Source organism: Actinopolymorpha sp. B11F2, from assembly GCF_040195635.1.
In the GTDB taxonomy this organism is placed as follows: Bacteria; Actinomycetota; Actinomycetes; order Propionibacteriales; family Actinopolymorphaceae; genus Thermasporomyces.
The window spans coordinates 45,290-58,637 of sequence record NZ_JBEFTX010000013.1 but is presented as its reverse complement, the minus strand read 5'-3'; the positions used below and the strand labels follow the sequence as shown (position 1 = coordinate 58,637).

At 68.4% G+C, this 13,348-nt stretch carries 12 protein-coding genes; 3 read left to right on the top strand and 9 right to left on the bottom strand.

The window, feature by feature from the left end; genetic code table 11:
* Positions 1–6 precede the first annotated feature (6 nt).
* The 9 genes from ABN034_RS22240 to ABN034_RS22200 all read right to left on the bottom strand — a co-directional run bounded on the left by ABN034_RS22240 (position 7) and on the right by ABN034_RS22200 (position 11,247).
* Positions 7–168 carry a hypothetical protein gene (locus ABN034_RS22240; protein ID WP_349692936.1) on the bottom strand — a complete coding sequence of 54 codons (162 nt, stop codon included), beginning with the start codon at positions 166–168 and terminating at the stop codon, positions 7–9.
* A 202-nt stretch (positions 169–370) separates the two neighbouring features.
* Positions 371–1,642: an erythromycin esterase family protein gene (locus ABN034_RS22235; RefSeq protein WP_349692935.1), complete on the bottom strand. Its 1,272-nt coding sequence runs from the start codon at positions 1,640–1,642 to the stop codon at positions 371–373.
* A 123-nt stretch (positions 1,643–1,765) separates the two neighbouring features.
* Positions 1,766–2,278 carry a nucleoside deaminase gene (locus ABN034_RS22230; RefSeq protein WP_349692934.1) on the bottom strand — a complete coding sequence of 171 codons (513 nt, stop codon included), beginning with the start codon at positions 2,276–2,278 and terminating at the stop codon, positions 1,766–1,768.
* Between the two features lie 10 nt (positions 2,279–2,288).
* Positions 2,289–3,557, bottom strand: coding sequence for an MFS transporter (locus ABN034_RS22225; RefSeq protein WP_349692933.1), 1,269 nt, complete (start codon positions 3,555–3,557; stop codon positions 2,289–2,291).
* A gap of 191 nt (positions 3,558–3,748) precedes the next feature.
* Positions 3,749–4,447, bottom strand: a complete 699-nt coding sequence (locus ABN034_RS22220) for a hypothetical protein (RefSeq protein ID WP_349692932.1) — start codon at positions 4,445–4,447, stop codon at positions 3,749–3,751.
* Between the two features lie 191 nt (positions 4,448–4,638).
* Positions 4,639–5,658, bottom strand: coding sequence for a tetratricopeptide repeat protein (locus ABN034_RS22215; protein WP_349692931.1), 1,020 nt, complete (start codon positions 5,656–5,658; stop codon positions 4,639–4,641).
* Positions 5,634–7,523, bottom strand: coding sequence for an AfsR/SARP family transcriptional regulator (locus ABN034_RS22210; protein ID WP_349692930.1), 1,890 nt, complete (start codon positions 7,521–7,523; stop codon positions 5,634–5,636). The genes ABN034_RS22215 and ABN034_RS22210 overlap by 25 nt, the downstream gene beginning before the upstream one ends.
* 175 nt (positions 7,524–7,698) lie before the next feature.
* The gene (locus tag ABN034_RS22205; RefSeq protein ID WP_349693086.1) at positions 7,699–9,444 is read right to left on the bottom strand and encodes a glycoside hydrolase family 99-like domain-containing protein; all 1,746 of its coding nucleotides are present in this window, start codon (positions 9,442–9,444) and stop codon (positions 7,699–7,701) included.
* Positions 9,445–9,642: 198 nt separating this feature from the next.
* On the bottom strand, positions 9,643–11,247 hold the full coding sequence (locus ABN034_RS22200) for an AlkA N-terminal domain-containing protein (RefSeq protein WP_349692929.1): 1,605 nt from the start codon (positions 11,245–11,247) through the stop codon (positions 9,643–9,645).
* Here ABN034_RS22200 and ABN034_RS22195 point away from each other — a divergent pair.
* The 3 genes from ABN034_RS22195 (at position 11,246) to ABN034_RS22185 (ending at position 13,248) form a co-directional block, all read left to right on the top strand.
* Positions 11,246–12,091 (top strand): isocitrate lyase/PEP mutase family protein, encoded by an 846-nt coding sequence (locus tag ABN034_RS22195; RefSeq protein ID WP_349692928.1) that lies wholly within the window; start codon positions 11,246–11,248, stop codon positions 12,089–12,091. The genes ABN034_RS22200 and ABN034_RS22195 overlap by 2 nt on opposite strands.
* Before the next feature lie 150 nt (positions 12,092–12,241).
* Positions 12,242–12,967, top strand: coding sequence for an SDR family NAD(P)-dependent oxidoreductase (locus tag ABN034_RS22190; protein ID WP_349692927.1), 726 nt, complete (start codon positions 12,242–12,244; stop codon positions 12,965–12,967).
* Positions 12,968–13,104: 137 nt separating this feature from the next.
* Positions 13,105–13,248 carry a hypothetical protein gene (locus tag ABN034_RS22185; RefSeq protein WP_349692926.1) on the top strand — a complete coding sequence of 48 codons (144 nt, stop codon included), beginning with the start codon at positions 13,105–13,107 and terminating at the stop codon, positions 13,246–13,248.
* Positions 13,249–13,348 lie beyond the last annotated feature (100 nt).

The window sequence follows — 13,348 nt, the reverse complement described above, 5'->3', positions numbered from 1 at the left end:
GGCTTCCTACGCGCCGTCTGGACCGGGCTTACCGCCCTGGTCGTCAGCGTCCGGATCGGTCGCCAGCGGGTCGCACCCGCTCGTGGCGAGCAGCGCGGCGCTGCCCGCTCCCGTGAGGAGGAGCCGGCGGCTCATGTGATGGTTGGCTCTCGGATCAGACGTCGTCATTCGCGTCGCCTCCAGACGGACGCATCGCGGTCGTGGACAGGCGTGTGCGCGGTGACCTGTGCACCGACGACGCTGTCCTGTCCGCTCGATGATCGACCCAGCGGACCTACCCTTCAAGGGCCGAATACGGCCGAACCCATGCGATCCCTCGAGGGGGTGGCCGCTTTCGCCCGGCAGCGCGGGCTGCGCCCGGCTTTCCGGGTCAGATTCCCAGGTCTTCCTCGATGGTGACAGTGGGAATCACCAGTACGCCGTCGAATGCCTCCGCCACCGGTGTATGCAGGTATGCGCTCTGGCTGCGGATGCGGTCCAGTCCCCGGACCACATCGGCAGGCGCCTGCCTGAGGTCGGCAAGACCGAGGTGGACGCCTGCGTCCAGCGCGGCCGCCTCGATGCTGCCTGGCGGAGGGACCTCGAGCGGCATGTCGACGACGGTGAATCCGACCGCTGACGTCGCGTCCAGTCGCATGTCCGGGGTGTGCTCGGCGGTGCTCGTGACCGCGAGCGCCAGGTAGTTCGTGCCGAGCATCCGGTCGAGGTGTTGTCCCATCGGCAGTGTGGTCAGCACGCCACCGTAGGCCACGGGCATCTTCTGGATGTGGTTGTTGTGCGCGGCAAGCACGATCCGGGTGCCGGGCTCGGAGTGGTCCAGGTGCCAGCGGATCGACTCGGCCATGTAGCGGTCCCTGATCGACAGGTCGCCCCGCAGTCCCGTGCCGGCGAACAGTCCGGACATCGCACGCAGCATGTACTCGGCATGCCCGGCCGCTTCGAGCCGGTGCAGCGCGACGTCGTAGTCGTAGGGGTTGCTGCGTTCGACATACAACGGTCGCAGCGCCCGGAACCGCAGCAGCAGCCGGGTCAGGGCCGCGGTGAGGCCGTCCTGCTCGGCAGGCTCGAGCTTCGCCCAGGCTGGTGCCGCCGAGGCGCCGGACCTGCCGGCGAACCGTTCCGCGGTCGCGATGGCGGATTCGACCAACGGCACGATCTCGACGTCGACGTCACGCAGATAGTCAGCGACCGGCAGCAGGGCAGGCAACAACGAACCGCCGGCCTCGGGAATGTCGATTCCGAGGAAACGCACCGGATGGCCCTTGCGGGTGCTCAGGTCACGCAGGAAGCGCATCAGGTTTCCAGCTCCCCAGGCGCTTGCCGCCTCGCTCACCCGCGACAGGTCGGCCTCGGCTCCCTCGCCTTGCACCCACCGGTCGACGCCGAACGCCTCGCTGAAACCGAACTCGAAAGCGAAGGCGGAGAAGCCACAACGTTCGACAAGGAAACGCACGATTCGCTGCCGTGCACAGGTGAACTCACTGATGAAGTGCGCACTCTCACCGACCGCGACCACCTGGGCGTCGCCGACCAGCTCGCGCAGCGGCTCGAGATCGTCCAGCGGGTCGTTGGGGTCAAGGGCATCCAGCCGAGTGACATGGGTACGTAGCCAGCCGGCGAAAGCGCCGTGTCCAGAAGGCATGCTGCCAGGCTAGAGCAACTCATCCGTACGACCTCGGCGGCGACACCACCTGCGTGCCGAACACCATGGTGTGACATTGCCCCGGCATCACAGTGAGATCGGGTCGCGAACCGGCAACGGGCATCAGGTTTCGGCGACGCCCAGCATCTTCGCGTGCAGGGCGCGCACCTCGTCGGCGAGCAGCGGGTCCGGTCCGGCTACCTCGACGTCGGGGGCGACCGCGTTGATCGGGAGGGCGCTCACGGGCGCGGGTGCCGCGCCCCAGCCCCGTCGCCAGGCGACTAGTTGTTCGGAACTGGAGGCGTAGACGATCCGTCCGAGTCCGACCCAGGCGTGGGCGGCGCTGCACATCGGGCAATGCTCACCGGAGGTGTACACGACGCTCCCACGCCTCTGCCGAGGTGACAGGTTCGCCGCCGCCCAGCGCGCGATCTCGAACTCCGGATGGCGAGTGGCATCGCCGTCCTTGACCCGGTTCCGATCCGAGAACCGTTCGACTCCCTCGTCGTCGACGAGGAGTGAGCCGAACGGCTCGTCGCCGGCCTCCAGAGACTCCCGCGCGAGAGCGACGCAGCGGCGTAGGAAACGACGGTCTTCTTCGGTGAGCTCACCAGGTTGTCGGTCTGCAGGCCCCATGCCCGGCAGGCTAGCAGTGGCGTCGCGGCGCGCCCTTCCTGCGTGGACGGCGGCCCACAATCACCGCGACGCTGACGGCGAACAGGCCTGCTGCCAGCGTGATCGCACCGGACGCGCCGGTAGGCCCGGAGACCGCCGCGAGGATCGAGGCGCAGATGATTTCTCCCACATACTCCGCCTGTGCAAGGAACGAATGCACGGTGGCCCGCACGTCGCTCGAAGTGCGACGGTTCACCCAGATCGTCGTCACCGTTCGGACCAGGGGCATGGCGATGCCAGAGGCGGCAAGAACGGCTGCGACGGCGAGCGAAAGATTGGGCGCAAGCCCCAGCAGGCCAAGACTGAACACACCCGCCGAGCACGCCAGAACCATTGCTCCGCGGGCACCATGCTCACTGTGGATACGGCGCTCCACCGCGTAGAGCGAGAGGGCCCCGGTGAGCAGCCCGCCGATCCCCAGCGTGGTGAACCACGCGGTTCCCGAACTCCCGGAGGGAAAGCCGAGGTCGGCCAGCTGGACGGGATAGATCCGCCCGAACGAATCGGCGGCGCCGTTGACCAGAACGGTCACCACCACGAGAACGAGGATGGTTCGATCCCGCACCGCCAGGCCCACACCTCGGCGGGCGACTGCCATCGACGCCTGCCAGCGCCTGGTACGGACGGGAGCGAAATTCCGCTCCGGAAAGGTCGCCGCGACAAAAGCTCCCAGGACAAGCATCGCTGCCCCCGCCATGACAATGGCGATCTGGCGTCCGGCAACCGACGCCAGGCCGCCTACCACAATGATGCCGACGGCCGCGCCGATGAGTTGCCAGCGCGCCTGTCGGGTCAGAACCAGGTGGATCTTCGTGGGTTGGTCGAGTTCATCGGTGATCCAGGCGACGTCCGCCCCACTGGAGAATGTCCAGGAGATGCCCCAGAGCATCTGCGACAACATCAGGGGAATGAAGTCTGGGAACAATCCGGTCGTGATCATCGCCGTACCCATGAGGGCGTGCGCCACCACGATCGCCCGCTTGCGGCTGACGGTATCCGCCACTACCCCGGCGGGAAGTTCGAAGATCATCGACGCCACGCCCTGGGCCGCGGCGATCGCCAGAAGCTGCGCGGGGGACAGCCCTGCGTCCAGGACCATGTAGAGGCTCACGACGAGCCACCAGCCGTTGTGGAGCACGGCGCGGGCGCCGATCCAGCAGAGGAACAGGGTGACGAGCCTGCTGCCGGTCAGCGCACGCCCGCGATCGTGCCGCGGTCGCCCCCACCAGGTCGGTCGCATGACGTTGAACTCCCACGCAAAGAGAGGGCACAGCCCATCTGCGAGTCGGGTCGGCTCTGGACCGTGACTAGGAGTTCATGGCGCGTCATGTTAGCGGCGGCGGGAAGCGGCAACAAACGACTTCCGCTGCCGTCCTCCACCGGTTGGTCAGCGGCGGTAGGTATCAGGCATTCAGGTAGGTGAGAGTCTCCCTACGCGGTGGCATGCTCTGCATGTTCGCGCTCGGCTCCCGTGATCGTTGCCGCCTCGACTCGACCCGCGCTCCTCGCGATGCTGATGCTCACGGCAAGCGTCCAGATGCTCCACAGGGCGCCCATGCTCGCCGTGGTCCCCCAGCCCTGCGCGCTGTAGAAGTCGGCGGCATCGTCACCGAAGTAGACGGCGGGAAGAAAAGCCAGGTTGACCGCCGCGAGCACATACGCCGTGCGGCCCACCCATTTCGGCAACAGCCCGAGCCGAAGTACCGCGAATCCGAACGCGATGGCGAAGAGTGCCATGAGGAGCCTGGAGATGCCACCCTGCATGAGATACTGCGCCGCCGCGAAAGGGCCTTCCGTGGTCGTATCGATGTCACGGTCCACCGAGATCGCGGCGCCGACCTCCATCGACTGCGGTACGAAGACCATTGCCACCCACACCAGGCCAGCGACCTGTGCAACGGAGCCGACCCATTCAAAGCCGGCATCGGCCTGGCGCACGATCTGGCGAACCCCGCTGAAGAACACCAGGAAGAGCGTGCAACCGGTGATGCCGACCAGGCTCCGGGTGAGGATGTTCCAGTCCGGCGGTGCCGCCGGGTAGATGAAGTACAGCGGCACCTGCACGATGATGAGCAGGCTGGCAACAATTCCGAAGGCTCCCGTGTACTTTCGCGTTTCCACTTCACTCACCGTCAGGCTCCTTCTCGCGCGTGGTAGATCGCCAATGTTTCGACAAGCAGCATTGCCGATGATGGACGCACGGCGATGCCATACCGATGCCGACGACCTGTCAGAGCGACAGAGTTGTCGTGATCGATACGACAGCGAAGCCCCTTGTCGTGCAAGGAACCTGGTCCAGTTTGTCGCCGTTGACGGGCGAATCACGCCGAGGCGAGGTCGGCGAGCAAGGTGCTGACCTCGTGCGTACGCCGATGATCGAGCCGAGCGAAGATGGCATGCGCTTCATCCCACATCTGGCGAGCGGCCTGGAGTTCACCACGTGCCAGGTGGGCTCGGCCGAGCGCGGTCAGCAGATCCGCGATCGCGTAGTCGTCCCTGAGTTGTCGGAGCCGGGTCAGGGCCTGGCGGCCGCAGTCCAGCGCCTCGGTGTGAGCGCCTCGCAGCTGATGGATTTCGGCGAGGGTCGCGGTGGCGTTCGCCGCTCTCCGATGCTCGCCGATCGACTCGAACGACGCCTCCGCCTCGCCGGCGTACTCAGCGGCCCGGCCGTAGTCGCACAGCGCCGCATAGCTCGTGGCCAGGTTGTAGACGGCTGTCGCCCGGCCTTCCGGCCGCTCAGCTCGTTCGGACGCCGCGAGTGCCTGTTCGTGATAGTCGATCGAGGCGGCGAAGTCGCCGTTGTCCCACGCGTTGACACCGAGGTTTCCAAGGATGGCCCACTCACCGTCGGTGTCGCCGATCGTACGGCAGATCTCCAACGCCTCATGGAGATATCGGGTGGACTCCTCGAACTCCTGGAGCGTGCCGTATACCCGACCGAGGTTGTTCGCCGAGCGGTATCGGGCGTCCGGATCGTCGAGACACCGGGCCGAGTCGCGCCCCGTACGGGCGGTCATCAGCCAACAGTCGTAGTAACTGCGCAGCGCGAGGAAGTTGCTCAGCAGCCAGGCCAACTTCCACGCGTGATCGTGCCAGCCATGGTCGTGGGCGTACAACACGACAGCCGACAACGTGGGGCGCTGCGCCTCGAGCCAGCGCAGCGCGTCGTCGTAGTCGGCGAACGCCTCGCCGCCGGCCGCGCTCCGCTCCTCGTCGACGACCAGACCGCGGACCGCGGGACGCAGGAGTACGGCGGCGCTGGCGGCGGAGTGGAGGTACCAGTCCAGAACGCGCTGGATGGCGTCACGGCGTTCGGTCACGCCGTCGTGCCGGTCAGCCAATTCGCGAGCGTAGGCGTGCACCAGATCATGAAGGTGGTACGTATCCCGAGCCCGATGTTCGACCAGGTGCACGGCCACCAGCCGGTCCAGCCACCTGGCCGCGTGATCGGTATCCACGCCGAGGAGTGAGGCCGCGGCCGCCAGGCCGACCTCGCCGGTGGGGTGCAGGCCGAGGCGGCGGAACGTTGTCGCCACGGCGTCGTCGAGCGCGTCATAGGACCAGGAAAAGCCGCTCGGAGGTCGTTCGCCACATCGTCTGTGTCGCCGAGAGCGTCGAGTCTGCGCTGCCGGTCGCGCAGCTCTGCCACCAGGTCGGCGAGCGGCAGGTCGGGGTGACGGGAGACGCGCTCACCAGCGATCAGGACCGCGAGCGGAAAGCGTCCGCACAGCTCGACCAAACTGCGTACGGCGTCGTGCTCCGCCGTGATCCGCTCCTGCCCGATGGCGGTGCCCAGCAGGACCGCGGCCTCGTCGGACGGTAGCGGTCGCAGGGTCACCCGATGTGCCGAGTCACGGATCGCCAGCCCACGGAGCTGGTTGCGGCTGGTCACGACGACGAGACAGCCGGTGCCGGGTAGCAGCGGGCGTACCTGCTCGGCACTGCGGGCGTTGTCCAGCACCACCAGCATCCGGCGCCCGGCGAGCCTGGTCCGCAGCAGTGCCGCCCGCTCGTCGACAGTGCCAGGGATCTCCCCCGCCGCGACCCCGAGAGTACGCAGGAGCCCTGCCAGTGCGGCCGATGGCGAGACCGGTCGCTCAGCGGAGTATCCGTGGAGGTCGAGGAAGAGCTGACCATCTGGAAAACGGTCGGCAACCCCATGTGCCCAGTGCACCGCTAGTGTCGTCTTGCCCACCCCGGCCGGCCCGTCGATCGCCACCACGCAGGTCGGCGCTCGCGACGCGGACACACGCTCGGCCAGCAATGCATCCAGGAGGGCCAGCTCCGGCTCACGGCCGACGAACCGCGTCGAGTCCGCGGGGATCTGGCGAGGACGTTCGGGCGGGCCCTTCGACCGGGGCGGGGACAGGCCCTCGGCGGTCGCGGTGGTCGCGGAGTTCGCGGTGGCCGCGGTGGCCGCGGTGGCCGCGGACGCCTCCATGCCGGCCGAGGTGTCCGCCCGCTGGGGCATGGCCATGCCCTCAGATGCGCCCGCACCCGCGTTCAGCATGTCACCGTAGAGGCGCTGCAGTTCGGCGCCGGGATCGGTGCCGAGTTCCTCAGCGAGCGCCTTCCTGCATTCCTCGTAGCATTCCAGGGCCTCCGCGTGACGGTCGGAGGCACGAAGAGCGTTGATCAGGCGTACCCAGAACGACTCACGCAACGGGTAGCGGACGGTCAGCTCACGAAGTTCACCGACCAACACAGCGGCATCGCCCGCCGCGAGGTCGAGGTCGATACGTCGTTCCCATGCCAGCAGGCGCCGCTCTGTGAGCCGCGGCCGCTCCGTGCTCTCGAGCACGGGACCCAACCCCTCGAGTGCCGGGCCGCGCCACAGGTCCAGGGCCTCTGCCAGCAGCCTGCGCTCCCGCACCTCGTCGCCGACTCTCGCGGCGGCGTCCACGAGGTCGAGAAAGCGCAGGGCGTCGACCTGATTCGGCTGGACCGCCAGCACATAGGCGTCCGGAAGCGTGACGATCGCATCGTCGCCGAGGATCCGGCGCAAGCGCAGCACGTACGTGGCCAGACTCCCCCGCACACGAACCGGAAGGTCCTCGCCCCACACGTAGTCAGCCAGAACTTCGACCGAGACCGGGCGACCTGCCGACAGAGCCAGTGCCCCGAGCAGGCAGCGCAACCGCCTCGACAGGGAAACGACACGATCTCCGATGCGCAGTTCGAGCGGACCCAGCAGACCGATTTCCACCCGAGCTCCCGGATACCAAGCACTTTCCTCGTGAGTTGCCACCATCAGTATGACAGGGCTTCTCGACAGAGGAGGAAGTCCCGTTCTCAGCACAGGCGGGGTTCCTCGAGGAGATCGTGAGCGACCTGACAGAACACGATGCCAGGGACGCCGGGTGCCCCAGAGGCCCCGCCCGCTACGGAGTGCCGGTCGGCAAGGGCGGGTTCGTGACGCATCCGGAACCCCGCAACTGGAATGCGGCGCGAGCCGCGTTGAGGTAGCCGCAGCCGTCCTTCACGTTGGGTTCGACGTAGCCTCCCTCGTGCCATTCGTTCCAGGCGTAGAGCAGGACCATGTTGTCGACGAGCTGTGGGCGCGTGGACTCCGCTATGTCCTGTTGAACGAATCCGAGAAGGCGCCGGAACTCGGCGAGGGACTGGTCCGGATACCACCGGAACGCCGCCTCGAGACTTTCGTCCGTGGCAGGCTGCGGGTCGGGTATCTGAATGGCGATCCTCGGTCGCTCGTCGAAGTGGGAGGTGGCGCAGCGGACCAGGATGCCTGGCCTGCTTGCGAAGAAGGCCCGCTGGTTGTCGACGTAGCGCGGGTAGGACCGGCTGGAGTCGAACTGTCCCTGGCACTGTTGGCCGTCGATGCCGGCAGCGGTGTCATCGAGACCGAGATCGGAGTTCCTCAGGATGAGAACATCCTCGCCCAGCTTGGCCTTTGCCCTGGCTCGGACCGCATCGGTGAACTGCCGCACCGCCGGAAGGTCGCTGCCCTCCGCCGATCCTGATCCGATGCCGCGAGTGTCGCAGATCTCGAGGATGGGGCGACCGTCGTTGGCGCGGAGGTAGTTCGGCTGAGCGAGGTACTCGTCAACAAGGACGTGCGCCGCCCTGTCGATCTGGGCAGCTGGAAGCTGGAGAGATGTCGAGCCGTCGCCCCAGGGGTGCAGGCACGGCATGACGGCGAAGTCGATGTCGGATCGGTTGCGTGCCTGCAGGAAAGCCCGCAGTCCAGTCACATAGTTCTCGTCGCCCGCGCCGGCGGGGTTCCAGTACCAGTAGAACGAGAAGTGGTCGAGCCCGGCGCCCTTCGCCTGTGCGACGTGCCTCTCCAGCGTCTCCGGGTCAGAGTCGTCGTAATAGCCGATCGACGGCTTCAGGTCTGACCAGTCCTCATCACTCCAGTGCCAGGTGCGTTGCGGTGTGTCGTGGCCGGCGAAGTCCTTGACGCCTCCCCACCAGTCTCGTCGGCCGTAGACGAGTTCGGAGTTGTCGATGATTCCCTGGTTTCCGTGTGCGTCCCAGGTCGCGAAATAGATCGCACCCACCCGGTGATAGGTGGGACGTACGTAACCGAGCGGACCGTCGGTCGCGTAGCCGCGTCCGGTGAACTCCTCGCGCCGGGATTCAGGTACGACCCGCCACTCGGTGCCGTTGGACATCCGCCAGAGCGCCGACGTGCCCGGCTGCCGGGTGCTTGCCGCATAGCCGAGGACGCCTTCGTCGACGAAGTCCCCGGACGCCACGAGCGCGGAGCGTTCCGTGGGCGAGGCGGTGAGCAGGTACGCCGAACGTGATATCAGCCGCAGCCGGTAGATCGGGTGCGAGCCGGTGAACTTCTGACGTCGGAGGTAGCCCAGGCGGGTGTCCTGCTGCACCATGCCGTGCTGCGTCACCGCCGACGCGGCTTCCCGTGCCGACAGCGTCCACAGCCAACCGGCGTCCGCACCCCCGCCGGTACGAAGCTCGAGCAGCGGAACCGGGTCCGTCACCTTGGCCTCAGCAGACCCGCCGACCGGAGCGACCTCCGAGGTGGCCGAATCGCCGAACCCGTCGGCGGCGTAACGATGGGGCAGAGCCACCGCCGACGAGGTCATGCCGGCGCCCGCCAGGACGGCAACGACAGCGAACGACAACGACCCGGCCAAGCGCATCAACCGGACACGATGACTGCTCCTCAGAACGTCCACATGTCGCAGTGCACCATGCGGCGTTCACATCTCGATCTCGAAGCGATGTCTTGACGATGGCACCCGCGTGGACGTCCTCGGCGACGTCGGTCTCGGGACCAGGGCCCTCGCCAATGCGACCGCGGTCGCCAGCATGGCCCGGGCCCTGCACGGATGCCGCGATCACGCCACCGCACCAGACGGCAGCCGATTGATCGCGTGGTCACCGGTCGCCCAGAGGTACTGCACGGCGTACGAACGCCACGGGCGCCACGCTGCGGCGTGCCTGGTGAGCGCGGCGGGTGTCAATGGCAGGCCGAGGGTGCCGGCCGCAATGCGTACACCCAGATCTCCGGGTACGAAGGCGTCCGGGTCGCCCAGCGCGCGCATCGCGATGGTCTCGATCGTCCAAGGCCCAAAGCCCGGCAGCGCAGCCAGGTGAGCCCTGGCCCGCTGCCAGTCGCTGCCGTGGCCGAGGTCGAGCGCGCCCGAGGCGAGAGCCGCCACCAGCGTCGTGAGAGTCCTACGCCGGCTGGCCGGCAGCGCGAGCGCGGCGGGGTCCATCGACGCCAGCACCTCGACGCTCGGGAACAGGTGTGTCAGACCGCCTCCGGAATCACTGACCGGCTCGCCGTAGGCGGCGACGAGCCGCCCCGCGTGGGTGCGTGCGGCGGCGGTCGACACCTGCTGACCGAGCACCGCCCGCACGGCGAGTTCGGCACCGTCGACGGTGCGCGGCACCCGGCGTCCAGGATTCTTGTCGACCCAGGGTGCGAGCACCGGATCGGCCCGCAACGTCTCGTCGACCGCCGTCGGGTCCGCGTCGAGGTCGAGCAGCCACCGGCACCTGGCGATCGCGAGCGAGAGGTCACGCAGATCGGTCAAAGCCAACCGGCAACCGATGTGATCGGCCCCCGGCCGTAGCGACACGACGCCATGGCCGTGCGAAAGCCGCAGGGTGCGGCGGTAGGCGCCGTCCCGCCGCTCCTCGACGCCGGGCGTCCCGGTCGCCGCCAGGTGTCCGAACAGGTTGTCGGGACACAACGGCGTCCGGTACGGCAGCCGTAGGCAGAGCAGTCCGGGCGTGGCTCCCCGGCGCCCGCCCGCTGCGCGCCGCCGGAGTTCGGTCGGGGTGAGACCGAAGACCTCCCGGACGGTGTCGTTGAACGCGCGGATACTCGCGAAACCTGCCGCGAACGCGACGTCGCCCATGGGCACGGTGCTGGTCTCGATCAGGATCCGCGCGGTCTGGGCACGCTGGGCGCGGGCGAGCGCGAGCGGACCGGTGCCGAGCTCGGCACGGAGTTGCCGCTCGATATGTCGGGTGCTGTATCCCAGCCGGTCGGCGAGGCCGGGTACACCGTCACGGTCGACGACGCCTTCCGCGATCAGGCGCATCGCCCGCGCCACAACATCGGCGCGGGCGTTCCACTGCGGGGATCCTGGGCTCGCATCGGGCCGGCAGCGCTTGCAGGCACGAAAGCCGTTCTGCTGTGCGGCGGCGGCGCTGGGATAGAACCTCATGTGCGCGATCTTGGGCGGCACCACCGGACAGCTCGGGCGGCAGTAGATCCCGGTGGTGAGCACGGCGGTGAAGAACCAGCCGTCGAACCGGGCGTCCTTGGACCGCACCGCACGTGCGCAGCGGTCGAAGTCGGCGTGCACCCGGCCAACGTAGCCCGTGGCCGTGCCGATGATGCGCAGGAATCCGACATCATGGTCCACCGAGACCACCCGGTCGGATTCCCGCCAGCCCGACGAGAGCCACGTCGGTTGACTGCTCGACATGACACCCACCGACACACCCGCCGACACTGCACGCCACTTCCGGTCCCTCCACGAGCGCGGCCGCCCGCTCGTCCTGCCGAACGCCTGGGACGTCGCCAGCGCACGTCTCGTCGAGCACACCGGGGCGGCGGCTGTGGCCACGACCAGCGCCGGCGTCTCGTGGGGCGTCGGAGTTCCGGATGGTGAACGCCTCGACCGCGACCGCGCGCTCGACCTGATCGCCCGGGTGGTCGCGGCGGTCCGAGCCCCGGTCACCGCCGACGTGGAGAGTGGGTACGCCGAGAAGCCGGCAGACGTGGCCGAGACGGTTCGCGGCGTACTCGCGGCCGGGGCGGTGGGCGTCAACCTCGAGGACGCCGACCACGGCGGGCCCGGGCCGCTGCGCTCGGTTGCCGCTCAGTCCGAACGGATCGCGGTGGCACGGCAGGCCGCTGACGCCGAGGGGGTGCCGTTGTTCATCAACGCCCGCGTCGACACCTACCTGTCCGCCGTCGGCGAGGCGGGCGACCGGCTCGCCTCGACACTGGACCGCGCCCGTGCGTATGTCGGCGCGGGCGCGGACGGCATCTTCGTCCCCGGCGTCACCGATCCGGTGATCGTCTCCGCCCTCGTCGACGGGATCGACGTCCCCGTGAACGTGATGACCGGACCGGGCGCGCCGGCCATCGCCGAACTGGCAGGCCTCGGTGTCGCCCGGATCAGCGTCGGCTCGGCGATCGCGCAGGCTGCCTACGCGGTCGTCCGTCGGAGTGCGCAGGAACTCCTCTCGGCAGGTACGTACGCGGCGCTGTCGGACGCTCTGGACTTCGCCGACGTCAACGCGCTCCTGCGTACGGATTGTTGAGCTCCCTCCGTCGAGGGCCAAAACTGGGGAAGGGACACCAGACACCTCCCGCCTCTCGGCCGCGGCGACGTGTGCGACGGTGGCGTCTCGAGGCACCGGGTGTGAGCGGCCGCCTTCGTCGCCACGACTGCTCGACAACTGGAGGTACGCATGACCGCCGACACCCTGACCGCGGTCGTCACCGGGGCAGCGAGCGGGATCGGCCGGGCGCTGGCCGAGGCTCTCCACGCCCGGGGTGCGCGTCTGGTTCTGGCGGACGTCAACGCGGACGGGCTGTCCACGACGGCGACACGACTGAGCGCGACCGGCATCGTCACCGACGTCTCCGACCCGGCCGCCATGCACGCTCTCGCCGCGCAAGCTCCTCAGGCACGCCTCGTCTGCCTCAACGCCGGTGTGGTGGGCCCGTCGCTGGGTGCGCCCTGGGAGGTCCCGCCGGAGGAATGGGACAGGGTCTTCGCTGTCAACGTCAGTGGGGTCGTCAACGGACTACGCGCGTTCGTCCCGCAGTTGCTCGCCGCGCGCGCACCGGCGCACGTACTGATCACCGCATCCCTGGCCGGACTCGCCGTCTTCCCCGGCGGCGGCGCATACGGCCCGTCCAAACACGCCGTCACCGCCGTCGCCCAGCACGCCGCCATGGCCCTTGCCGACACGCCAGTGAGAGTGAGCATGATCTGCCCAGCGCTGGTCGCGACCGGCATGTCGCCCGAAGGAATCGCGCCCGCGCTGGTCGCCGACGATGCGCTTCGAGCCGTGGACAACGGCGTCTTCGCGGTCGTTCCCCCAGACTGGCAGGCTGCCGTCGCGACCCAGGTCGACCAGATCGTCGGTGGCCGCCAGCCCACGCCTCCCGCTCCCTGGCCGGGGAGCTGATCGTGGACGGCTCGACGTGCCGGTCACACCACGTCGGTCACACCAGGCGGGACAAAGGACTAGGAGTCGGGTTTTGTGAGCCGCGCGACGCGGCGTCGCGAGTCGCGTACGAGTTCGTGGGTGCGGTCGATCATCTCGTGACTCTGATCGATCAGCTCTCGCCGGTCGGCGGGTCGCGGGCGCTGTCCACCCGGCGTTCGGTTCTGGTCCAATTCCAGAAGGAACCGCCTGGCTTCGGCTATCACCTTCAGGGTGGCGCGCCTGCTGGTCTCGCCCGCTGATGGCACATGGCCACTCTGACACAGCATCTATCGCAGCGATAGTGCGACCTCCGAGTGTCCATGTCAGAGGCACCGGAAGGGCGAAAGCGGGGGAATTGCA

What these genes read in the sequence shown, in the direction of transcription:
- ABN034_RS22240 (WP_349692936.1), bottom strand. Translation starts at nt 168, where the DNA reads ATGACGACGTCTGATCCGAGAGCCAACCATCACATGAGCCGCCGGCTC.
- ABN034_RS22235 (WP_349692935.1), bottom strand. Translation starts at nt 1,642, where the DNA reads ATGCCTTCTGGACACGGCGCTTTCGCCGGCTGGCTACGTACCCATGTC.
- ABN034_RS22230 (WP_349692934.1), bottom strand. Translation starts at nt 2,278, where the DNA reads ATGGGGCCTGCAGACCGACAACCTGGTGAGCTCACCGAAGAAGACCGT.
- ABN034_RS22225 (WP_349692933.1), bottom strand. Translation starts at nt 3,557, where the DNA reads ATGCGACCGACCTGGTGGGGGCGACCGCGGCACGATCGCGGGCGTGCG.
- ABN034_RS22205 (WP_349693086.1), bottom strand. Translation starts at nt 9,444, where the DNA reads ATGCGCTTGGCCGGGTCGTTGTCGTTCGCTGTCGTTGCCGTCCTGGCG.
- ABN034_RS22195 (WP_349692928.1), top strand. Translation starts at nt 11,246, where the DNA reads ATGACACCCACCGACACACCCGCCGACACTGCACGCCACTTCCGGTCC.
- ABN034_RS22200 (WP_349692929.1), bottom strand. Translation starts at nt 11,247, where the DNA reads ATGTCGAGCAGTCAACCGACGTGGCTCTCGTCGGGCTGGCGGGAATCC.
- ABN034_RS22190 (WP_349692927.1), top strand. Translation starts at nt 12,242, where the DNA reads ATGACCGCCGACACCCTGACCGCGGTCGTCACCGGGGCAGCGAGCGGG.